The organism is Bacteroides hominis (genome assembly GCF_033042785.2).
GTDB lineage: Bacteria > Bacteroidota > Bacteroidia > Bacteroidales > Bacteroidaceae > Bacteroides > Bacteroides hominis.
Genome location: NZ_CP178829.1, coordinates 4739040 through 4762385 on the forward strand (window position 1 = coordinate 4739040; position 23346 = coordinate 4762385).

16 protein-coding genes are annotated in these 23346 nt (G+C 45.3%); 2 read left to right on the forward strand and 14 right to left on the reverse strand.

Annotated features, from left to right (window positions below; translation table 11 throughout):
- The 10 genes from R3O62_RS19990 to R3O62_RS20035 all read right to left on the reverse strand — a co-directional run bounded on the left by R3O62_RS19990 (position 1) and on the right by R3O62_RS20035 (position 13323).
- Positions 1 to 384: a helix-turn-helix domain-containing protein gene (locus tag R3O62_RS19990; protein WP_394854553.1), complete on the reverse strand. Its 384-nt coding sequence runs from the start codon at positions 382 to 384 to the stop codon at positions 1 to 3.
- A complete protein-coding gene (locus R3O62_RS19995) occupies positions 381 to 2720 on the reverse strand; it encodes a substrate-binding domain-containing protein (protein ID WP_394854554.1) in 2340 nt (779 codons plus the stop codon). The genes R3O62_RS19990 and R3O62_RS19995 overlap by 4 nt, the downstream gene beginning before the upstream one ends.
- Before the next feature lie 256 nt (positions 2721 to 2976).
- The gene (locus R3O62_RS20000) at positions 2977 to 3867 is read right to left on the reverse strand and encodes a carbohydrate kinase (RefSeq protein WP_317472826.1); all 891 of its coding nucleotides are present in this window, start codon (positions 3865 to 3867) and stop codon (positions 2977 to 2979) included.
- Positions 3868 to 4049: 182 nt separating this feature from the next.
- Positions 4050 to 5216: an MFS transporter gene (locus R3O62_RS20005; protein WP_005780718.1), complete on the reverse strand. Its 1167-nt coding sequence runs from the start codon at positions 5214 to 5216 to the stop codon at positions 4050 to 4052.
- Between the two features lie 31 nt (positions 5217 to 5247).
- The gene (locus R3O62_RS20010; RefSeq protein ID WP_317472827.1) at positions 5248 to 7116 is read right to left on the reverse strand and encodes a GH32 C-terminal domain-containing protein; all 1869 of its coding nucleotides are present in this window, start codon (positions 7114 to 7116) and stop codon (positions 5248 to 5250) included.
- Positions 7117 to 7238: 122 nt separating this feature from the next.
- Positions 7239 to 9527 (reverse strand): TonB-dependent receptor, encoded by a 2289-nt coding sequence (locus R3O62_RS20015; protein WP_317472828.1) that lies wholly within the window; start codon positions 9525 to 9527, stop codon positions 7239 to 7241.
- Positions 9528 to 9776: 249 nt separating this feature from the next.
- Positions 9777 to 10133: a helix-turn-helix domain-containing protein gene (locus R3O62_RS20020; RefSeq protein ID WP_005780721.1), complete on the reverse strand. Its 357-nt coding sequence runs from the start codon at positions 10131 to 10133 to the stop codon at positions 9777 to 9779.
- A 147-nt stretch (positions 10134 to 10280) separates the two neighbouring features.
- Entirely contained in the window at positions 10281 to 11054 is a 774-nt protein-coding gene (locus R3O62_RS20025) for a BT1926 family outer membrane beta-barrel protein (RefSeq protein ID WP_033572500.1), read from the reverse strand.
- Positions 11055 to 11101: 47 nt separating this feature from the next.
- A complete protein-coding gene (locus R3O62_RS20030; RefSeq protein ID WP_317472986.1) occupies positions 11102 to 12718 on the reverse strand; it encodes a hypothetical protein in 1617 nt (538 codons plus the stop codon).
- A 419-nt stretch (positions 12719 to 13137) separates the two neighbouring features.
- Positions 13138 to 13323, reverse strand: coding sequence for a hypothetical protein (locus R3O62_RS20035; RefSeq protein ID WP_044301493.1), 186 nt, complete (start codon positions 13321 to 13323; stop codon positions 13138 to 13140).
- A gap of 1467 nt (positions 13324 to 14790) precedes the next feature.
- Here R3O62_RS20035 and R3O62_RS20040 point away from each other — a divergent pair.
- Positions 14791 to 17103, forward strand: coding sequence for an ABC transporter permease (locus tag R3O62_RS20040; RefSeq protein ID WP_317472987.1), 2313 nt, complete (start codon positions 14791 to 14793; stop codon positions 17101 to 17103).
- A 217-nt stretch (positions 17104 to 17320) separates the two neighbouring features.
- A complete protein-coding gene (locus R3O62_RS20045) occupies positions 17321 to 18586 on the forward strand; it encodes an MFS transporter (RefSeq protein WP_317472988.1) in 1266 nt (421 codons plus the stop codon).
- Here the strand turns inward: R3O62_RS20045 and R3O62_RS20050 are convergent.
- The 4 genes from R3O62_RS20050 to R3O62_RS20065 all read right to left on the reverse strand — a co-directional run bounded on the left by R3O62_RS20050 (position 18583) and on the right by R3O62_RS20065 (position 23232).
- Positions 18583 to 19311 (reverse strand): nitroreductase family protein, encoded by a 729-nt coding sequence (locus tag R3O62_RS20050; protein WP_032529970.1) that lies wholly within the window; start codon positions 19309 to 19311, stop codon positions 18583 to 18585. The two genes, R3O62_RS20045 and R3O62_RS20050, sit on opposite strands and share 4 nt — an antisense overlap.
- A gap of 27 nt (positions 19312 to 19338) precedes the next feature.
- The gene (locus tag R3O62_RS20055; protein WP_188521304.1) at positions 19339 to 20028 is read right to left on the reverse strand and encodes a type 1 glutamine amidotransferase domain-containing protein; all 690 of its coding nucleotides are present in this window, start codon (positions 20026 to 20028) and stop codon (positions 19339 to 19341) included.
- Between the two features lie 137 nt (positions 20029 to 20165).
- Positions 20166 to 21005: a patatin-like phospholipase family protein gene (locus R3O62_RS20060; RefSeq protein ID WP_005807747.1), complete on the reverse strand. Its 840-nt coding sequence runs from the start codon at positions 21003 to 21005 to the stop codon at positions 20166 to 20168.
- A gap of 37 nt (positions 21006 to 21042) precedes the next feature.
- Positions 21043 to 23232 (reverse strand): cation:proton antiporter, encoded by a 2190-nt coding sequence (locus tag R3O62_RS20065; RefSeq protein ID WP_022011790.1) that lies wholly within the window; start codon positions 23230 to 23232, stop codon positions 21043 to 21045.
- Between the last annotated feature and the right edge of the window lie 114 nt (positions 23233 to 23346).

Here is a 23346-nt window from a genome sequence, read left to right on the forward strand (position 1 = left end):
TTATAATCCGCTTCTTTTTAAAAACTCCGTCGGGCTTTCACCGAACTGTTCTTTGTAGCATTTCGTAAAGTAGGAAGGTGACGTAAAACCCACTTCATATCCAACCTCTGCTATCGTCATGTCCGAAGAGGCCAGCAACGAAGCCGCTTTCTTAAGCCGTGCCATGCGAAGCAGTTCGTTCGGCGCAAAATTGGTGAGCGACTTGATCTTCCGGTAGAGCTGAACACGGCTCAGCCCCATCTCCTTGCCCAAATCTTCCACATTCAACTCCGAATCACCCATCTTTGCTTCAATCAGGGACTTGAACCGTTCGACAAAATCTTTATCCATATCGCAGATATCCTCTTTGGCCAATGTCTGCCGGTCGCCAAAGAACTGCTTCATGCGCCCGACTCAATCAGATTGCGGATACGGGTCAGCAGCAACTGCGAACTGAAAGGCTTGGAAATATAAGAATCGGCTCCTCCGGCATATCCCTGAATACGCTGCTCGTCAAGCGAACAAGCTGTCAGCAGGATCACGGGAATGTGGCAGGTCTGCAATTCCCCCTTCAACCGCCGACAACATTCGATACCATCAATCCCCGGCATCATCACATCGGAGATGATGACATCGGGAACGTACTTCATCGCTTTACGGATTCCTTCGGTCCCGTCCGCAGCTTCGATGACGGAGTACTCCGAATTGAGTAATGTGTGCACATAAGCACGGATGTCAGCATTGTCGTCGATCACAAGTACAGAAGGTTTGGACGGATCATTGAAGTTCTCCGCTTCATCCTCCCGGAGCAGGTTATCCACCCGGTCCGGAGCAGATGCCTCCACCGGAGCAGATGCCACGCCGGTCTCCGCTTCGCATGTCCGCACCGGCAAATCGACGGTAAAGACAGTTCCCTGCCGTTCGTCGCTCTCCACCTCGATGATTCCGCCATGTATCTCTACAAACGCTTTTACCAGTGCCAGCCCGATACCGGAACCGGTATGATGCCTGTCGATCTTATAGAAACGGTCGAAGATGCTGCGGATATGTTCTGCCGAAATCAGACTCCCGGTATTGGCGACCGTAAAACGGAAGAAAGGAGTGCCCTCTTTCTGCAAAGCCGAAAGCCGGACAATGACTTTACCATTCTCGGGGGTGAACTTGAACGCATTACCCAACAGATTGAAGTAGATACGCTCCATCTTCTCAGCATCCGCCAGAGTGTGGTAATCGGCACCGGGCATGCTGTCGAACGAAAAATGGATATGCTTCCGCCGGGCGGCTGCCTGAAACGAATCGTTCCACTCTCCGAAGCACTGCAACAGGTTGAGCGGGACCGGGGTAAACTCCATCTTTCCCGTCTCGTATTTGCGAAAATCGAGTATCTGATTGACCAGACGCAACAGGATCTGTACGTTGCGCTGCACCAGCAACAACATCCTGCGCCGGTCACCCTCCAATGACGGGTCGGCCAACAACTGCTCCACCGGATCGGCAACCAAAGTGAGAGGGGTGCGGAAGTCATGTGAAATGTTGGTAAAGAAAACCAGTTTGGCATGTGTGGCTTCCTCCAGTTGATGGGAAAGTTCTATCAGTTGGTCTCTCTGCTCTTCCAGTTGCTCCTTCTGGCGGGAAAGTTCCCGGTACAGGCGATTCTTGGAACGGAGAGATTTATACACGACAATCAACAATCCGACGATCAACAACAGGATGACAAAGCCCCCATACAGCACCACCTGCTGCGTGGCCACCCGCGAAAGATACGTCCCTACCCGGCTGTTGAGCGTCTCGATTTTTCCATCCAACTCGCTGATATGGGCTGTCTGCAATTCCATCACGTGCGCATTTACCGCGTCAACTACTGCTGTCTTCAGTTTTGTCTCCCGTTTAAAAGGTTTCTTTTGCAGAATATCTATCGCCAGCTGAACCACCTTGTCTCCTTCGGTGGGATAAATGAAGGTAGCATCCAGCACGCTGTCCAGTACCAGTTCCACTCCGTTACCCTTGCCAGGCAGAGCATCGATACCTACAAACAACATCTCCTCCTCACGTCCCAGACGTCTGGCGGCCTGATAAGCACCGGCGGCCATACGGTCGTTCATCCCATACACGGCATCAATCTCCGGAAAACACTGCAAGAGGGAATCCATCTTTATTTCGGCAGGCTGCCTCAACCAACCCGCATCTTCCCGGGCAAGCAAGGTGATGCCCGGATACTGGCTGATGGCACTCATAAAGCCTTGGTGACGTTCGATGGCAGGAGTGGAACCGACAAGTCCGCTCAGTTCGACTACTTTTCCGCGCCCCTTCAGGCGATGGGCTATGTAATTGCCGACGGCTTTGCCTAACTCGTAATTGTCGGCTCCGATGTATGCGGTATATTTATCGGAAAGTATCCTGCGATCCACCATAATCACCGGAATACCTCTATCGAAGGCCTCCTCCACAACGGGAGTGAGAGCCATTCCCTCATTGGCAGCCACAATAAGCAAGTCTACCTTCTGCCGGATAAAGTGACGTATATCTTCTATCTGTCGCCGGCTGTCGTCATTCGCCGTACGCGTCTCTATCTCTACGCCTCCGTAAAATAAGGCTTCGCGCTGTATCTCGTCATTCATCTTATGCCGCCAAGTATCATCGCTGCATTGCGACACGCCGATGACGTACCGGGGAGCATCATGGCTACACGAGACAAGCAGTCCCGACAAAACCAGCCCAAGTAAGAAAAGTACACGTTTCATGGTTGGTTATTACATAAAAGGTTCCGGAGGCAAATATAACAATTTCCCTCCGAAATCTTCCATCCGGCCGGTTTAAAACCAAGACGGATGTGTGTCAAAACTCACCACAGAGGACACAGAGTAACACAGAGATGATTTTAAATCGTTGGTTATTAAAAAGACTCTGTGATACTCCGTGATACTCTGTGGTGAAAAGAGTTATGACACATCCCCACGACTCTATCAACCAATCAATAACCCTATATAAACCAACACATTAATCATCTAAACGATTTCTCAGAGCATCCGGTAGTACGGGCATCGCACCGCTCTGTGTACACACGTAAGCCGACACTTCCACCGCCAGTTTGTGTGCCTCGGGTATACTCTTTCCTTTCAGAACAGATGAGCAGAAAGCTGCCGTGAACGAGTCACCTGCCCCCACGGTATCGGCAACCGGCACTTTCGGGGTTTCCTGGAAAGAGACCGCACCGGGGGTAAATACATAACTACCGTTCGTACCGCATGTCAGGATCAGCATCTTCAGGTTGTACTTGGCCAACAGAATCCAGCATTTATCCTGAAGGTCGATGCCCGGATAGCCGAACATACGGCTGATGGTAACCAGCTCCTCATCGTTAATCTTCAGCACGTTACACTTCAGGAAAGATTCGCGCAACACTTCCCTGGTATAGAAACTCTGGCGGAGATTGATATCGAATATTTTCAACTGTCCATCCATGTCGGGCATGATGTCGAGGAAGCGGTTGATGGTGGCACGGCTCACCTCGTTGCGCTGTGCCAGCGAACCGAAACATACGGCCCGCGTGTTCAGTGCCAAACGCTTCAAATCGTCCGTGAAGGGGATATTGTCCCATGCTACGCCTTCCTTAATATCATAACACGGCACTCCTTCACCGTCAAGAGTCACCTGCACGGTTCCTGTCGGATAATTGACCCGCTCAAGCTGGTGCTTCAACTGTTTTTCCCGGAATACTTCCAGAATTTCATCTCCCAGCTCGTCGTTTCCCACCGCACTGACCACACGGCTGTCAAAGCCAAACTGCGACACATGATAAGCAAAATTAGCCGGGGCTCCCCCGATTTTCTTTCCTTCGGGCAGCACATCCCAAAGTGCTTCGCCCATTCCTACGATTATATTGTTCATGGCATGAATTGGGAAGCCTCACCTCAGGAAGGTGTGTCGGAACTCGTATTCACCATAGATTACACAGATAAATATCCATTAGCTATCAACAGATTAAGTTCTCTCTGTGGAACTCTGTGCTACTCTGTGGTGAATTATAACACACCCTCAAGGTTACCGCTTCATTATGGTTATTAAATAAATTACTTTCTGATTCTCAATGTATAGAACATCAGATAGAGTACCCCGACCGTCATCACGGCCACGGCTCCGCTCTGTCCCACTGCATCCGAAGCCACTCCCATTGCCAGCGGGAAGATGGTTCCTCCGAAAAGTCCCATAATCATCAGGCCGGAAACCTCGTTCTTCTTGCCCGGCATATAAAGTAATGCCTGCGAGAAGATGATAGGAAATACATTGGAATTTCCAAACCCGATCAGGGCGATACAAACGTAAATCATCGTCTGATCCTGGAAAATAAACAACCCTGCCATAGCCGCCAGCATACACAACACGCTGATGGCGAAGAAGGTTTTGGCTGCCATCTTCTGCAAAACAAATGCCCCCAGAAAACAACCTGCCGTACGGAAGATGAAGTAGAGACTGGTTGCAAACCCGGCATCTGCCAGAGTCATGCCCAGACGTTCCATCAAAATCTTCGGCGCTGTGGTATTGGTGCCGACATCGATCCCGACATGACACATAATGCCCAGAAACGAGAGCAGGATGAAAGGTTTGCCCAGCAAAGCCAGACACTGCCCGAAAGTGGAGGGCTTACCCTCTTCAGGCTCCTCGGTGATCTGCGTGGCATTGAGCATCAGGATGGCAGCGACTGCCACCACCATGTAGATGGGGAACAGTACCCGCCAGCCTAAATCGAAGGTAGGGATAGCCTGCGTAGCTCCCCACATAGCGATGTAAGGGGCAAGGAAAGAGGCAATGGCCTTTACGAACTGCCCGAAAGTAAGGGTGCTTGCCAGGCGTTCACCGCTCACGATGTTGGAAAGCAGCGGATTGAGTGATGTCTGCATCAGTGCGTTGCCGATTCCGAGCAACGAGAAAGAGACCAACATCAGCAGATAGCTGTCGCCAAAGACAGGCAGCAGCAACGATGCAAAGGTGATCAGCAGACTGAGCAACACGGTCTTTTTACGCCCGATGCGGTTCATCAACATTCCCGTAGGCACCGAGAAGATCAGAAACCAGAAGAACACGAGCGACGGAAAGATATTTGCCTGTGAATCCGTCAGGCCTAAATCTGCTTTCACATAGTTGGAGGCAATGCCCACCAAGTCTACGAATCCCATGGCGAAGAAGCAGAGCATCACCGGGATAAGTTTCATGTAAGAGTTGTTTTTGGTATTTTCCATGATATGTTAATTTAAAAAAAGCAGATTTAAGCTACAGCCTGTACACCCTGCACTGGCTGACCTTGAAAGCTCCCCCACGGCTGTAGAAACTCATCTGGTTATAGGGAGTTGTGGGGAATATCAGGTTTGTCATAGCAATCTTTCCACCGTTCAGAAAGATTTCCACCGAACATTTATCAACAAAGATATCCAGTTTATAGCTGTCGGCCTTCTTCACCGGAGCCCAGGTACCCAAGGCAAAATCGTCCACATAGTTGATGGAGTTCTGCTTCCGGCGGTCGTGTGCCTCGATGGCATGAGGGGCGCTGTCCTTTCCGAAATCTACAATGCCGCTCTTAGTGCGGTCCATCACCAGTTTCTTCTCCGGAAGGCTGATATAGATATCTACATTCTCCCCTTTCTCATTAAACAGTTTCAGTCCCATGATTTCCGCCGAACCGGCAGCCAATTCCAGCTCTATCTCGTAAGCTCCCCGGTTATCGGCCAGCAGTGAATCCACATGATAGGCGTCCGCCACCTCAAAGGCCGGGATCTCCCGCGACTCCTTACGCAACGACTTCGTCTCTTCCACCGGAGCGGCAGCCATATAGATATCTCCATCCTGAGTATAAAGACTCAGTTCGCGAGGCAACGCATTGGCACTGCGGAACTGGCGGGTAGGCACAATATTGGCATACTGCCAGTTGCTCATCCAAGGCACGGCAATCGTACGGTCACCCGTATTCGAGAAGCAGACAGTCGCATAGTGATCTTTTCCCCAGTCGAGCCACTTCACAGTTTCCGGCTTATTGTCGCAAACAAATTTCTCGCCGTCAAAATCACCGATAAAGTACTGAGTGGCACTTCCACCGAAGTAGCATCCCGGATTCACGTTGACTATCAACGCCCATTTCTTATGATTCGGATCACCGTCCACCGGAAGTTCCACCATATCGGGACACTCGAACTGACTGGGCTGAACACCATAGCCTTCGCCCCAACCGCTCATATACGTCCAGTCCTTCAAGTTCAGTGACGAATAGAAACGCATCTCTTTATCGGCCGATACCACCATCACCCACTTCTGATCCGGAGCATACCAGAACACTTTCGGATCGCGGAAGTCCTTCAATCCGTCAAACGGAGTCAGGATGGGGTTCTTTTCATATTTGGTAAACGTACGACCGTTATCGGTGCTGTAAGCCATACACTGTATCTGTCCGTTCTTGTCACTGGCCGAGGTATAGAAAGAAACGATGGTACCTGCGCCGTAACCGGCTGTATTGGCATTGTCCACCACCGAACTTCCGGAGAAGATATGCCCCAACGTATCGCGGGCAAGCGCCGGTTCCAGATGTTCCCAGTGTACCAGATCCTTACTTACCGAATGCCCCCAGTGCATGTTGCCCCACATAGAGCCGTAAGGGTTATACTGATAGAACAGATGATATTCGCCATCCTTGTATACCAGCCCGTTGGCATCGTTCATCCATCCGTAAAGCGGAGTATGATGATAGACAGGACGGTATTTGTCCGTATTGGCGGTATCAAAGGTATCCGAGAGTTTGAGCTCTTTCCAGCACAAGGCATCTTTCGGTAAGTGGCGGATGCGCACAGCTACTTTTTTCTCTCCTTCAGGCAAGGCGTAAGGAACGAAATAGTCCACCTTCGCCCTCGACAGGCGCACGTCCATCTCTACCGGAACCGAATCTGACGCAATGCAAACCTGCGCTTCGGGAGTCTGTTCTTCGATGGGCAAAAGTAAATATCGGGTAGGATTTGTAATATGAATTACGGTAAGGCTGTCGCCTTCTTGTTCAAATGTCATTTCAGATTGTGAGCTCTGACAAGACGAAATTCCGAGTAAAACAGCCAAAGCGCCGATCACTCTTCTACTTACATTCATAAAAGTTGTTTTCATGATAACAGGATGTTTTTATTAGTAATGCAATAGCTGTGTTTACGATGGCAAAGATAGCGGAGTTATCTGCCACCGGCTATTATTTTTGTTTCAAATAGTATAACGATTGATACCAAACCGCGTCAGAAACGAATGCTGGCAGCAAATTCCACGGTAAACGGACGAATATAGCTGCCTGCCATCCAATGACCGTTATAGGATGCCGCGTCTTTTTTGTCCACCAGTTCGGCACCGGCAATACTTCCTTTGGCTCCGGTCTGATTGAGGAAATTAACGACTGTGGCACTCAATGCAAGATGTTTGTTCACCGTCCAGTTGACACCACCGAAAGTTTCCCAACGCCCGTTGAAGTAGTAAGCATTTTTAATGTTAGCGTACGTCTTGCTGAAATAGCGGAAGCTGGCCCAGACTCTGAGGTCGTTCGTAATGTTGTAGCTGGGATCGAGTTCGACAAGCACTTTCGGAATCTCCGTCACAATATTTCCCGTGGCATTGATTTCACCTATCGTACCGTCCTTGAAAGTCACACTCGTTTCATATTTCTTGTAAGTCGGGCTTTGGTAGGTAAACAGGAAATGGAAGTTGAAGCCTTTGAACGGTTTGATCACTGCATCCGTCGTCCAGCCGATGGTCTTGATGTCATAACTCAACGGAGCGGCAAGAATCTCGGTCCGGTCATTCGGGTTAATCAGATTGAGCGTCGAGTTATTGTTTGTTTTCGAAATGTAGGAAAACAGAGAAGTCAGGCTAATCCAGTTCGTGTTATAATAGACCCCGGCACGTCCCAGGGGAACGGATATTTTATCGGTATTGGGCATTGTGGCAGGTGCAAAGTTCGACAAACCGGGACGTTGTGTATTGTAAGTAAAGTCGGCGGTGAAACCGAACTCCCGGGTCAGTTTATAGGTAGCGGCGGCAGTGAATGCCATGTTCATCCAGTCGTAATCGAAAGGGCGGGGTGTAATCCTGACTCCTTTATCGGATACGGCGCCCAGATAATAATCTGCGAAACGACCTACGGCATTTCCTTCTGCGTCATACACAGCCGCATTCTCTCCTTCCAGATGCTGCCATTCCAGACGTGCACCATAATATACATTCCATTGGGGAGAAATATCCCAGTCGTGGGTGGCATAAACAGCTAACTTGTTTTCGTGCCCTTTGTAGTATTCCGAAGCATTTTTATTGAAATCGTAGTACACGCCGTCCGTATTCCCCTCACGCACCAGACGCTCGGGATACTCTTCTACCGTATGATCGTACATGGTTGTGTTCGAAGCATAATCCACTTTGTAGTGCCATTCGTTCACACCGAGCCTCCAGGTCATATTGCGATATTGGCGTGAAAGTTCGGAAGTGGCGAAGAACTCGTCAATCGTCCCCCGGTTAAAGCAAGACATGCGACTTTGCACATACCCTTCATACGGTTTCAACGTACCGTCCGTTCCTTTCAGAAAATAGCCGGCGGAGGCATCCTTCTGTTCCATAGCCATCGGGGTCTGATAGACATACGAACCCAAGGCATGATCATACTTCAGGTTAACCTTCCAGTTCAGACCGTTGTCCCAAGTATAGGTATTGAGCAAAGTCAACTGGTTTCCTTTATTCAGAGTGGCATCATAAAGATTGGTCTTTTTCAGCTCCCCCGTACGCATATCACGATAAACCATTTCTCCCGTGGCAGGCAGGTAAGAACTTGTTCCGAGGCTGAATCCCGGTATTTCTTTCACGCTGCCGTCTCCAACATAGATGAAAGGAGCGGAAGTCGTTTCATTACTCGGCCAACGGCTGTTGCTGTAGTGATAGATGGCCGACAGCTGTCCGCGCCCTTCGCTATAATTCTTGGTCAAGGCTGCTTTATAGATTTGAGTGCGGTCCTGATTGGAAGTAAAGCGCAGTTTGAAACTGCCCGGGTCAAAGTTCTGGTAGACACTTCCACTGTAAAACCAGCCTTTCCCCATACCACCGCTGATATTGGCATCGAACTGCTGCTTGCCAAAGTGGTTGATACTGTAATTGACGATTCCACGGAATTTCTCAGTTCCCAACTGAGTAAAAGAGTTTACGGCATAGCCGATATTTCCGGTAGTAATAGCGGTTTCGGAGATTTTTAGCAGTCCGACGTGTCCGAGACTGCTGTCTCCACGCCAGTGGGTATTTACGTTATGCGGATTAGAGGTATAGACTACAGGAAGTCCGTTTTCGAGTACGTTTACGTCTCCACCAGGCAGGCCGATAGAGATTTCGCGGGGGCCATTGGCGCTCGAAGCGTTCAGCATAACGTTGCGATTGCCTTCTTCTTTCGATCCGGAAGGTGTCCGGGAAGATTCTTTCTTTTCTTGTGCGGTTGTGAAGCCGGCCATCAGGAAGCAAGCCAGCAACCAAACAGCCCTTTTTTTGTTCTTCATCATGGTACTTAAATTTTTTAGTTGATTGAGATTGTTTTGATGCCGCAAAGGAACGCGGAATCCCATTTCTCAACTAAAAGATTTGTTTCAAAGGCTGCTACTTTTGATTCACCGGCACATTACACATTAATTATCAATCGTTTACAAAAACAGAAAAAAGTCAGTTTACAGCAATAAATATGAGATGATACCATTCTTTCTCCAATTGATTTATAGAAAGAACAGATAAAAGAAGATATCAGATACGCAAAATCACTTTCCTTTTCCTTCCAGCAGATCTGCGATCTTCTGCTTCAGGTTCAGTTTCAACATTTCATCCTGTCGCAACTCGATCTCTAAAGTGACCTTTGCATTTCCCATTTTAAACGTCTCCTCTTCATCAACAGGGAGAGCAACTCCTTTTTTTATGGAATATAGAACAGCAAAATCATAATCCAGTGCCAATGACAAACTATACAGCGTATCTGTATCAATGCTCTTTCGTGTCAGCAGATAGTCCACACTCTGTGGCCTCACCCCCAATCTGCGGGCAAGTTCGGCTTTTGTCACCTGCCTTTCGGCCATGACCTGTTTTATCACTTCACCTATGTATACATTACTCTTCTTCATATTCTAAACACCATTCAGTCATCCAAAATGCCAATCACGTAAAAATCCCCGACAGCCGTCACGGACACCGGGGAGGTATAAATAAATGGACTTATTTATAAAATCACCCACCCGACCGATAGCCTATCGGCCGGATGGAGATAGAGGTCAAAACTTAAATCCGATCTTCAATGTCGGAGCCGCCAAAACACTGTAGTTATGGCTGTCTGCCGACAGATCGCCAAGACCGGCTTGCGGATTATACGTAGTCTTGTTGTACGTATAAGCAAACGGATCGATTTGCGCACCGACGTAGAGGGCAGGAAGAACATAGTAATCGACACCGATAGTCAGGGCGCCACGAAGATTCCAGCTCTCGGCAACCGATTTGCCCATAGAGGTCTCTTCATCATACTTCATTTCATTTTCGCCGTAAGCAAAACCTACGCGAACGCCTGTATACCACATCAGGTTAGGAACACGCTTGATGTTGAAATAACGATCAACACCTGCCGACACATTATAGGCGAACGACTGAGCACTGGCTACGGCACGGTAGTTAGGGATTTCTCCCATATTCTCGTCTGCCGAGTTATCCTTATTCGAATCGTCTATCGTGCCGGGAACAGCCGGATAACCGGGGTTATTCGTGAAGCTGACACCGCCACCCAAATTTAGTTTCCACTGATCTTTGAAGAACCAGCCCCCTTCGAAACCAACCATCAGCTTTTTGTCTGCCCAGTTGGTTGAGAGCGCTCTGACTTCATAGTCAGTCAGCAGCCCCGAAGGGGCTGTGACATTTGTGTAACTATTGTATCCAACAGTAGCTGCTACCGTAAAGTCACCCTTTTTAGGAGTATTGTCTTTACTACAGTTCTGCGCATTAGCTGCAAGACACATCATGGGTAGAACGGCCAACACTAAAAGTCTTTTTATTTTCATACGATACTTTTTTTGATTTGTTGTTTATTTGCCGTTACTATTGGCGATTATTCTGCAGAGTCACCTACTAAAGCTTTGATCTGAGCTAAATAATCATTGTAAATAGGTTCATTTACAGCCAAACTATTTTCAAGGTCAGCAATTAATTTCTCCTGATTTGCGATAGCCTGTTCCTCTGATACAATTGAAGCGGCGTTAGCTATATTTACATCGGCAGTAGCAATAGCTTGTTTCTGGGCTAAAATCAACTGATCGTAATCAGCTAAGCCATCAGCTATACTTTGCAATGTATAGGCCAAAGAACTTTGAACAGAATAATTATGAGAAGCTTTATTGTAAGCAATTGCAGTCTCTACCTGTGCTTTAATAGCCTCTTCTATAGTAGTTATTAAATTAGCATATGCTGTGGCATTATCGCCCGAAACATTAGCCAATACATTATTCCAATACTTCAAGCTATTTTCACTATTCGTTACATCTGTAGTAGCATCCTTAACTGCAGTTTCCAAAGGCTGCATGTAAGCACTTAAATTAGATTCCGCTGTACGCAGTTCACTCAAAGCAGTATTTTTATCTGCTTCGGTTTTAGCATCATCAAATTTCTTCTGCGCATCAGTTACAGCCTTTGTCAGACTTTTATAAGTATCAGAAGCCTTTGCATCTGTCAAAGCCTTATTAGCATCTGCAAGAACAGCTTTACTTACACTCAAATATCTTGTTTGATTAGTAATTGTCTCATTGATACGATCCAAATTAGCAGTATATTTGGTATAAGAGCGAGGCCATACTGTTCCGTTAGTAGAATCATCGTTTGTATAATTCACACCTTCTCCCCTAATATATTCCGTATCATAGTAAGACGAACCTATTTGCTGCAATGTCTGAACATAAAGAGAACCATACAAATTAGTAGATGCTACCTGATAAGCTTGTTGCGCATTTTGATCAGCTGTATTTTTTTCACCTTTAATCTGGTCAAGAGCAGTCAATTTAGCATTAGCTTCCTGAGCCGCTTTCTCAGCATCGGCCTTATCTTTAGTACTATACTTCTCATATTCCGCAATTAATGCCTGAGCAACAGCTTTATTTTTTTCCTCATTAGCTATTGTTTGCTGATTGCTTAACTCTACTGACACTAAACCAGCTTTCAATCTTGCCAACTGATCTTTTGCATCAATTAAACTCTGTCTATCGTTATTGATCGTTGTCAGCAACCCATTAGCTTTACCTAACAGAGTTGTAATTCTTGTCTTATTGGCCTGATCTACTTGATCCAAAGCGGCAATAAGACCTGCTTTAGCAGCTTCTAAAGCTGCCTTAGCATTATTCAATTCAGCTTCAGCATTAATTTTAGCAGCTTCAAGTTCTGCCTCCAAGGCAGCCTGAGCTTTCTCCAATAGGATTTTTTGTTGATCTGCTTGAGCCTGCGCCAATTCGGCTTGTGCTTTTTGATAGGCGGCTTCAGCCTCTTTTATTGCAACTTCAGCCGCAGTAATAGCTTTCTTAGCATCCGCATTCGCATTATTCATGTTCGCAACAGACTCTAATTGCTTTGCTTTTGCGTTACGCACCGCTGTTACCGATGCCGATTCGTCGTTGTCTACGCAAGCTCCCAGTGACAACGCACCCAGAAGCACTGCAACCATCATGAGTTTCTTTTTCATAATCTCAATTTTTAGTGTTAATAATATAAATAATTCAATATGTGTGTAATACCTTAATTCTTCTCTATTCTATCAAAATTGGCTATATTTGCCAATTGCCAATGGTTAACATACTTTTTAAAGAACCCTTTAATAATTGGGTATATTTAATTGTTCGAAGCAAATGTAGATATTATAATTATACTAAGCAAGAGTTAAGAGAAAAAAAAATAGAGTTTTTTGTATAAGTCTGAGTTTTAATGGAATCCAAGTAAAAAGAAAAAGCCTAAACAGCTTCTTCATACCTATATAATAATAAAATAAGGAAATATCCACGTAATATAGAACTGTGAAAAGAGTCCTCAACATAAAAGAAAATAAGGATATAATTATTTCATATATAATAATGTATACCATTATATACATATCAAACGAATATCTTACAAGCCGCTAATATATAAGATGTTGTCACAAAAAGAATCTGCAATTCCCGGAGATATGGCCTTAGATTCACTTCCGGAGATAATAAAACAGACACCAACCGAATTGGATAACTCAAGTTTAGAAAGCGGATTTACGCCGCTTGAACCGGTATCCTCATACTTATATTTTTCTTCAATTAACATTGTTAACGCCTTTTTCAGGTTTGTCTTATTCTTATGCGCCAATAACAAGTCTTTTGCATTTAAAGAACTTGTTATTCACATCTAAAGGACAAGCTTTAACCCTGTGTTAAAACAAAGCTTTTGAAGACAGAAACTTCACACTTCAAGGATACTGTTTTTCAGATGGTTAAGTTCCGGATTCGCATCTCCATCCCACGGATGGTCTTTTCGGGCGAAAGCCGGGATACTTACTTCTTTGTCAACTATAAACAACGAGTTTCACTTCCGAAACCTGAAATTAGATAAAAAAGAGCAGAGGAAAACTTACCACCAAGTTTGAAGAAAAACCTTTTTTGGGTTCTTTATGTTGAAATCGACTATTTTGGTAAAACTATGTGGAGCTATCCCTTGATATGGGGCATGAACTTGAAGAAATAAATAACTCTCATCTGAAACAGGACGGCCGTATTTCATGTAACTAATTATCGCATTTCCAATTTCCGGTAAGAGGGAAATAGACTGAACTTTCCCCGTTTTTTGCCGAGATAGTTTTATGAGTGATGTAATATAATGGAAAGTATAACAGACTAAAAATACAGATATTTAAGTATTTGATTCAAATTAGTAACTTGGACTTTACATAATTTATTAGTTTCTATAACCGTGCCATTTGCACCTGCTTGTCTGACAAGTGGCACCTCTTTTGGGCTGTCAGCCATTTTTCAAGCTGTGATTTGTTTGTTACCATACTGCTTGTAATGCTACTTATTGTCCCTTATATTTTTCCCAAAAGGGAAACAGCTTTTCTTTTATCAGGCAGATGACTGTTTCTTCTGACGGGCTGTATCCAACTGGGCTTTCACGTGCAGCCAGATGCCTTTATAGACGCGGTTCTCGTTTATCTCTTCCGTTTCGATAGTGGTCGTCTCGAAACGGATTCCGTCTTTTTCGCAGGTTATACCGCATATTTCAGAGAAAGCCTCTTCTATTATCTTTTGTCATTAGCAATGCTGTTCCCAGAACATCAATGTCCAGTGTCGGGCATGCCTTGAACTGTTCATGGGCATACGGCAATGCGCCGCCTTTCAGGTAAAAACGGTACTCTTGTCTTATGTGTATAAATATACGGCATTTCTTTCTAAGTGCCGTCGTTTTGTACATAGGTGGGATATTTCCCTATACTCAATTTCATCCTTCAAAATCTCACCCGGATGGGTTGGATATGCAGGAGTAAGATTATATTGGCAATCATTTTGGGATCAATCCCTTGTGTAGCAGCACTCATATCCATTCCTCCTATTTATAATGATTTGACTTCACTTTTTTTGTTCCGAGAGGGGTAGCCGGATGTAATTGTGCGATAGTGAACTGACTTTGTGCGTGTTCGCACAATAATAAGAGAGCGTTCGGGAATATATTGTATTATATAATAGCTATTTAGCTATATGGCATGATTCTTGCAAACATAAAGAAAAACAGTAATAGAACATGATTAAGCATTACTTGAAAGTAGCATTACGCAATTTAATGAACTTTAAAGTTCATAGTCTTATTTCGGCTATTTGTTTGGCGATAGGCATCACCTGCTTCTGCATGATGAATTATTTTATTGATGCCGTATCCGGTAAGATTGAACTGTCCGATGATAATGAATACAGCATTCGGTTGCTCGGATCATCTTCCCAGACAGCCGCTGATATCTATTTGTTTAAGGAGGATTTTGATTATCTGAAAGAGTTGCCGATAGCGGGCATAGATACCCTTGTGGCTTCTTCCTCTTATAGCAATGGAAAAGAAATTACGGCCATCGACAAAAAACAACGGGAACTGCCGTTTTTGGTGTCGTTCAAAAATGTATCATCTAATTATTTCACCTATAATTCGTTCAAATTGAAGTATGGCAATCAAGAGATAACAGCTCCCAATGAGGTGATCGTCTCCGAATCGTTTGCCCGGAAAGCATTTGGACAAGAAGATCCGATAGGTCAAGTCATCCGTCAGGAAACAGAAGCTAACGACTCGTCTGATCTTATGGTGTATAAAATTGTCAATGTTGCTTTGACAGAAGAAAAAGATCATCGTGGAAAAACAATCGATTGTTATTTTCCCCTGTCCGCAAAGTCCCGTACTCCACTCAGTATCAGATCACGTCTCACCGGACAAACCACGACGGAAAGCCTGAATAAACAGTTAAAGAACCTGACCTGGAAGCATGGAGACCAGAATATCTATTTATATGCTTTCCTGGAGTCGGAACAGAATGACAGTGTCCAAAGAACGATAAGTATTCTGCTCGCCCGGTTTATAGCTTCGCTGATTTTATTGTCGGGGTTGATCAATTTTCTGAAGTTCATTATCCAGATGTTCTATAACCGGCAACGAGAACTGGTGCTTCGCAAATGTATCGGTTCGGACATCAAAGGATTGTTTGCCTTACTTTTCGCCGAGATCTTCTGGATGCTATCTGTCGCTTTCTTTCTGTCATTGGCCGTGACGGAAATCACCCTCTCTTTGGCATATACATACATCCGTCCGGAAGACATGATCTCATTCTCCTTGGTAGATCTATATGGTTCACAATTAGGCTTGTATCTCGTTTTGTTGTTGATCTGCATGCTCGCCATTCTTTATCCTATCTATCGGTTACGCCGGTTGAGTGTCCTCCATTCGGTCGTACAGAGACAGAAGCGGCATGTGTTCCGCAATTTCATGATTGCTTTGCAATTGGCGATCTCCATCCTTTTCACAGGCGGTGTATTTGGCATAACGCTTTTATTCAATGAGATGTTTGAAGGAATGTACCATCCTTTGAGCACGGAAGAAGAGAACCGGGTGATTTCAATATCGGTCAATACCATACGCATGCAGAAAAACATGGATGCCATTCTTTCGGATATCCAGTCCTTGTCCGAGATAACCGATCGGACATCCGCTTTCAATACTTTCGATGCCGATGTTTATACCTACATGACCTACATGAAAAACGGAAAGCCGAGAGGAAATGTGCTGATGATCCAAGCAGAGCCCCATTATTTTGAGTTCTTCAAGATCCCGTTTTCCGGAAAATTGGTGGATAAGGATGCTCAAGGTTTTGTTTATATAAGCGAACAGTTTAAAGAACAATTGCAGAGGGATAGTATAGAAGGCAGTGTCACGTTGGATGGCAAAGAATACCGGATTGCCGGAACTTACCGCGCACTGAACAAGGAAAATGCTCAGAACAGGGCAGTCGGTTCTGTCTTTTTAGTTAATCCGCAAGCCTACACCTATTACTTTAAAACCCTCCATTCGGATATTACTCCGGTCGCCCTGGAAAAAATAACAGAGATCTGCCGGCGTTATGTACCTGAGACATTGCCTCTTGATATTCGTAATACGGGTGATTCCAAACAGTCCGTTATGGGAACTGCAGCACTCTTGCAGACAGCATCCCTGTTGTTGGCAATAGTCAGTATACTCTTGTTGATATTAAGTATTTATTCCGGAATCTCCATGGATGTGGTAAACCGTCAAAAGGAAGTAGCCATCCGAAAAATAAACGGGGCTACCCCGAAAGTGATTGCCCTGTTATTCGGCAAAATCTATCTGATTATTTACCTATCTGTCTTCGTAATTATCTATCCGTTAGTACGATTGGTGTTGATAGGGATCGCACAAAAAAGTAGTTTGAAAAGCATATATAGTTGGAATTGGGGAATCTTGTTGTTCTTCACGATGGCCCTTTTGATCTTCTTGGTTACGGCATACAAGATTTATAAAATAATGCACCTGAATCCGGCAAGTGTTTTGAAAAAGGAATAAAAACGACCTCTATTGCGTCTGCCCGTTATGAAGGTGTGTCCAACTAAAGTGTCCCCCAAAAGTTTTGTGTCTGACTTTTGGGGGCACTTCATATTTAGTTCGCTGCCAGAATGAAGAAGTCTTTCAAATTTCATTATAATATGGGTAAATAATATGTTTTTACTCAACTTTCAAGACGAAAGATTGTTTCCAAAGCATGTAATCCAAATGATCTCTTATGAATCAAAAGCGTAATCAAGCCAAGGTCGTGAACGTATTTACCGTATTTACGGTAATGCTGATATTGTATTTTATTGTAGGACTTTTCACCGTCATCAATCAACAGTTTCAGATACCGTTACAAACAGCTATGCTGCCCCATGATGGTAATATCACCAATGCATTGGTGACGATGCTGAATTTCTCATGGTTCCTTGCCTATCCCCTATCCGAAGGATTCGGGACACGATGGCTGGAAAAATACGGATACCGAAAAACGTCTTTTCTTGCCTTGCTGATACTTATCGCCGGACTGGCGATCTATGAAGCAGCCGTGCTTTTCCATATATATACACCCATGCAGGTCACCATCATCGGCAACCCTATCTCTGTCGGCTTTTTCATTTTTCTGATCGGCTCTTTCGTGATCGGTGTAGCCGCCACGATCCTGCAAGTAGTGCTCAATCTATATCTCACGGTTTGCCAGATTGGTAAAACGACGGCCTTGCAGCGGCAGATGATCGGTGGAACGAGCAACTCGATCGGCATGGCTATCGCTCCGTTGGTAATCAGTTATCTGATATTTCACGGAACACCCTTGCATGACATCGTGACGAAGCAATTTATTATCCCGCTGATCGTATTGATTCTGATCATGTTGATTGTCACCCTTTTTGTCGGCAGAATACAAATGCCTTCTATCGGCAATGTACTCCAAGCACCGGGAGAAAACCTCGATAAAAGCGTATGGTCATTCAGAAATCTCAAATTAGGGGTATGGGGAATTTTCTTCTATGTAGGCATCGAGGTTGCCGTCGGAGCCAATGTCAATATGTATGCATCCGAACTCGGAGGATCGTTCGCCTCAAATGCCACGCATATGGCCGCTTTATATTGGGGATTGCTGCTATTGGGACGCTTCTTAGGCTCCTTTATCAGGCGAATCCCTTCTGAAAAGCAATTGGTGACAGCCTCTATCGGGGCCATCATACTACTCGTGCTTGCGATGTTGACGGCCAATCCCTGGATCTTGACGTTGATAGGCTTTTTTCACTCTATCATGTGGCCGGCCATTTTTACATTGGCAACCGACAAACTGGGGAAATATACCACTAAGGCATCCGGAGTGCTGACAATGGGAGTCATCGGAGGAGGTATTATTCCTCTTCTGCAAGGAATCTTTGCCGATGTGATGGGTGGCAACTGGCTTTGGACATGGCTGTTGGTCATTGCCGGAGAAGCTTACATTTTGTATTATGGCCTAAACGGATACAAGCAACATTAAACTCTATGATAAACTTCATTAAACGGTACTCTGCCCCGTTCACCCCAGATTCCTTTATTTCCATCCCGTATTCCACAGGCAATCACCATGTTCACCCCGGCACCATGAGGCAATTTCAACAGTTTCTTCATTTGTTTACTGTCAAAGCCCTCCAAGGGACAAGTATCATACCCTTCGTTGGCCATTGCAATCATAAATGTCTGAGCGGCAAGCGCACAAGATTTATGGACGACGACACGCATATCACCCTCGGAAACCTCACGCACAATAGGGCGGAAAAGGCCGATGGCTTTAGTCAATAAAACTCTCAAAAAACCCAGTATGCCAAAGAAGCGGGCATAAAGAAACGGCATTAACTTTCCATAATAGAGTTCTCTGTCCTTGATACGTTTTTCCTGACGCTCCCGGGGACTGTTTCGTCTGACGTTCCCTCTTTCAAAATCGAGTACAAACCTGGCCCTGCTCCGATATAAATCCTGACGTGTAACAAAAACGACAATCTCTGAAGCTGTTGAAGTCGCAGTCTGGTCAAGACAGGCTTTGGATATCTTTGCCAGCAACTCCGGTTGCGTGACCTGATAAAACTCCCACAATTGCATATTCGAACTGTTAGGAGCCAGCGTTGCCAGTTCCAGACAATGTTTCACTTTCTCAGGGTCCAACGGCTTCGCTTTATCAAACACCCGTACGGAACGACGATAATTTAAGACTTCTTCTAAATTCATGTCCTATTATAATAAAAATTACTTTTCTCAACCCAACTGTCGCATGACGACTTCCGCCATTTCTTTTGAACTGAACGGGTTTTGCCCCGTTATCAGATTATGGTCCACCACTACTTTTGAGGTCATCGGAATCAATGCTTTTTCGTAATCGGCTCCTCTCTTTTTCAACTCTGCTTCAAGATCAAAAGGTACCTCCTTCTTTCTCCCGGCAACACTTTCCTCAAACCAGGAAAATCCTGTGAGCCTTTTATCTTTTATAAGATACTCTCCGTTGGACAATTTGACATTCAAAAGCCCACTTACACCATGGCAGATCGCGGCTACTATTTTAGTATGCTCGTAATGCTCCTTAATAATCGTCTGCAAAGTGGTATTATTAGGAAAATCATACATCGTACCATGTCCGCCCGCCAGATAGATACAATCAAACAGCTCTCCGGCAACCTCGTCCAAACTCTTCGCATGTCGCAACTCATTCCTAAATTCAGGATCATCCCAATACCCTTTCGTAAGTTTGTCTAAAACCATCGGCTTTAAACTTTCCGGATCAACAGGGACGTTGCCACCTTTGGGGCTTGCTATGATTATTTCATATCCCTTTTCTTCCGCACAATGATAGATGTGGGTCAACTCACTGAGCCACAACCCTGTTTCCAGATTTCCATCAGCATACATATCCGTTCCCGTTACAACAGCCAGCATTTTCAAAGTATCCATATATATTCTTTTTATAGTGACGTTATATAGGAACATGGCTGTAACCTACTTGTTACTTTACCAATCAGACTTTTAACTTTATTTTCAACCACTTGTGACCCGGCTTCTTAAAACATCCACATTCTTTGCCGGGAATATCAGCCAACTTCAAACTGCTGCTTCGCACATTCGTATCCTTCTTCATACAGATCGGTCAGTTTATGAATGTCACGTTCAATGCGATCGACAACAACCGGTTTCCGGGGCCGGATAACAGTTATATTTCCCTCTTCTTCCATACGCTCAACCATCTCCAATTGTTCGTTGTATACAGCACAACGCCTGCTCAACGCTTCACGTATCTTCGGATATTTACGATAAACAAAAGAGGGAACGCGGATGTCTTTATTTTCTTTCCGATAACCGCGGTTCCGGGTAAGGACAACCACATTGTTCCGATATCCATCGTCTATGGCACGTTGCAAAGGAATAGAGTCGACAATACCTCCGTCCAGCATGGGAATACCGTCTACATAAGCTATGGGGCAAACGAAAGGAAGGCTGCTGGAAGCACGGACAATGTCGATCACACGGTTTTTATCCTCTTTCTCCTCAAAATAATTGGCTTCTCCGGTCAGGCAATTGGTAGTCACCATCACATAACGCCCGGGAGAATTGAAGTATGCCTGATAATCGTATGGAAGTATATGCTCGGGAAACTCCGTAAAAAGGAGATCGAAGTCCAGAATATTCCGTTTCTTAAGCAGATGTTTCAGCCCGATATAATGATATTTTTCTAACAGGTCGATATTACTGTACTTGGCACGCCCACGCTGTCGGGACATATACGAAAGGCCGTTACAAGCCCCTGCAGACACCCCGATCGTATAAGGAAAACGAATATCATGGTCCATCAGATAGTCCAGTACCCCACAGGTAAACACTCCGCGCATACCTCCGCCTTCAAGCACCAGACCGGTTTGATTATCAATTGTCATCTTTCAGAATAATTAATCGTTAGAAATTAGTAGTACCTTAGTTTTTCTTAGGCCGCCGGATGACTAACAAGGAAGGAAAATCACGGAACACTTCTTCCTCTTCGGACAACTTCGTATAGGACAGGTGGCTCATCACAAGCAAGCCGTCCTTTGCTACCGAAGCCAGATCGACGGCGCTACTAAAGGATTGCGTTCGTATCCGGGAGGAATATTTGGCCAATATCGGATCTGTAGACTGCCGGAAAGCCTCATCATCCGTATCGAAGAGGAAAAGATGTACCTGTGCGCCCCCCTCCAGCATACTCTCAAGATAAGTAAGCAGAAAAGCATCGATCACCCCACCCAACACAAAAGAGACGGGGACGTTTCCGCTATAACCACGGTTGACAAAAACGGCTACCGGACATTTCACCTGTTCCATCACATCATCTATCTTATCACGAAACAGAGAGAGCCATAACACTCCACTGCCTCCGGCAGCATCCGGTCTGTACTTACTTCCTGCTCCCAGCAGAAACATGTCAGGACGCTCTTTTCGTGCCAACCGGATCATATCCTGCACCAATTTATCGGTCACCCGGTAACGGTTTTCAACACTAAGTCCCAACTCGGAAGCTTTTTCGTCCACCAGCGAGAAACTATCACGGGCATATTGCTCTGCATTCAATGGGTTTAAGTCCGTCCCCACCGTAAAATGGGCAGCGACCACATGGGCAGCTTTCATCTTTTTTCCAAATAATAAGAAAAAGACGGAAAGCAGGCTGCGTCCCGACTCCGGTCGTCCAAAACAAAAGACCAACTTCAACTTAGCCGATAAACGTTCTTCGCGACGGGCAAAAATCTGTTCAACAAAATGCAGCAACGGGGTGGTCATGAAGGTAGTCACCAGAGCCATAATGACCAGGATTACAAAAATAGAAGGTGGAAGCACTCCCATTTCGTATCCGATGTTTAGTGCAACCAACTCCATCAATCCCCGTGTATTCATCAGCGTACCGATAGTAAAACTGTCTTTCCACGACTCTCCCACCAAACGGGCGGCAACGGCGCAACCACCCAGTTTTCCTGCCACAGCAACCGTAATCAACAACAGGCAGACTCCCCAAAGCGCCGGACTGTTAATCAATCCGATCTCCGTACGCAACCCGGTAAAGGCAAAGAAAAGCGGAAGGAAAAAGACAAGAGCAATGTCTTCCACTTTTTCCATCATCACTTTACGGAATCCCAGGCTGGGAGGCATCACGACTCCTGCCATGAAGGCTCCGAACAGGGCATGAATACCGATAATCTCGGTAAGCGTAGAGGAAATAATCAAAATCAGCAGAATCAGGGCCACAAATGTTTTATTAATCACCTCCTGATTGGCATACACCTCTCCTACTTTCTTGAGAAACGGCCGTACCACCATAAACATGATTATGATATAAAGGGCAGTCAGCCCGATGGCATAAAGAGCGCTGGCAAATGTTCCGGCCTTGGCAATGGCTATGACTACAGCCAACAAACACCAGGCAGTGACATCATCATTGGCAGCCGAAGCTATGGCCAAAGTTCCCAAAGGAGTTTTCGTCATATTCCGTTCCTGAATGATGCGGGCCAATACCGGGAAAGCGGTAATACTCATAGAGATACCGATGAAAAGGGCAAACGGCAGGAAACTTGTCTGGGCAGCGGCATATTCTTCATAAATCCAATAAGATGCGACGATGCCGAGGAAGAACGGAACCAATATACCTGCATGGCTGATGACCAATGTTTCGTTGATCTTGTTTTTAAGTACACTGAAATCGAGTTCCATTCCGATCACAAACATGAAAAGTACCAGACCGACCTGGCTCAATAATTCAAGATTCGTAAGGGACTCCGGAGGGAACAGGGCCTGGAATACATCCGGAAAGAAATAGCCCAACACGGAAGGTCCCAACACAATTCCCGCCACAATCTCACCAATCACCCCCGGCTGCCCGATATGTTTAAACAGAAAACCAAAAAGCCTCACCATCAACAAGACAGCGATTATCTGTATCAACAATATACTTAACGGATGATGCAGGTTGTCGGTGACAAACTGACAAAACATAGCAAAAGGAGTCTCCTCCGCAACAGCTGATGATGCTACCACATGGTGTGAAAAACGGTCACCTTCCTCGATAGCCATGTAAATAAGTGCCCCGAAAAGGAGCAACATGATCACATAAATAAGATAATTTTTTTTGGCTCTCTGCATACAAGCATATTTTTGTGTGAAGTGTGTCTATGCAAAGATAAAACAAACCAAAAGAAAAAATAGTTTTAGAGCGGGTTTAAATATTGATTCATATAAAAAGGCACTGAAAAGAAT

Bases quoted from the DNA above. Each gene is read 5' to 3' on its own strand.
- R3O62_RS19990 (WP_394854553.1), bottom strand. From the start codon at position 384: ATGAAGCAGTTCTTTGGCGACCGGCAGACATTGGCCAAAGAGGATATC.
- R3O62_RS19995 (WP_394854554.1), bottom strand. From the start codon at position 2,720: ATGAAACGTGTACTTTTCTTACTTGGGCTGGTTTTGTCGGGACTGCTT.
- R3O62_RS20000 (WP_317472826.1), bottom strand. From the start codon at position 3,867: ATGAACAATATAATCGTAGGAATGGGCGAAGCACTTTGGGATGTGCTG.
- R3O62_RS20005 (WP_005780718.1), bottom strand. From the start codon at position 5,216: ATGGAAAATACCAAAAACAACTCTTACATGAAACTTATCCCGGTGATG.
- R3O62_RS20010 (WP_317472827.1), bottom strand. From the start codon at position 7,116: ATGAAAACAACTTTTATGAATGTAAGTAGAAGAGTGATCGGCGCTTTG.
- R3O62_RS20015 (WP_317472828.1), bottom strand. From the start codon at position 9,527: ATGATGAAGAACAAAAAAAGGGCTGTTTGGTTGCTGGCTTGCTTCCTG.
- R3O62_RS20020 (WP_005780721.1), bottom strand. From the start codon at position 10,133: ATGAAGAAGAGTAATGTATACATAGGTGAAGTGATAAAACAGGTCATG.
- R3O62_RS20025 (WP_033572500.1), bottom strand. From the start codon at position 11,054: ATGAAAATAAAAAGACTTTTAGTGTTGGCCGTTCTACCCATGATGTGT.
- R3O62_RS20030 (WP_317472986.1), bottom strand. From the start codon at position 12,718: ATGAAAAAGAAACTCATGATGGTTGCAGTGCTTCTGGGTGCGTTGTCA.
- R3O62_RS20035 (WP_044301493.1), bottom strand. From the start codon at position 13,323: ATGTTAATTGAAGAAAAATATAAGTATGAGGATACCGGTTCAAGCGGC.
- R3O62_RS20040 (WP_317472987.1), top strand. From the start codon at position 14,791: ATGATTAAGCATTACTTGAAAGTAGCATTACGCAATTTAATGAACTTT.
- R3O62_RS20045 (WP_317472988.1), top strand. From the start codon at position 17,321: ATGAATCAAAAGCGTAATCAAGCCAAGGTCGTGAACGTATTTACCGTA.
- R3O62_RS20050 (WP_032529970.1), bottom strand. From the start codon at position 19,311: ATGAATTTAGAAGAAGTCTTAAATTATCGTCGTTCCGTACGGGTGTTT.
- R3O62_RS20055 (WP_188521304.1), bottom strand. From the start codon at position 20,028: ATGGATACTTTGAAAATGCTGGCTGTTGTAACGGGAACGGATATGTAT.
- R3O62_RS20060 (WP_005807747.1), bottom strand. From the start codon at position 21,005: ATGACAATTGATAATCAAACCGGTCTGGTGCTTGAAGGCGGAGGTATG.
- R3O62_RS20065 (WP_022011790.1), bottom strand. From the start codon at position 23,232: ATGCAGAGAGCCAAAAAAAATTATCTTATTTATGTGATCATGTTGCTC.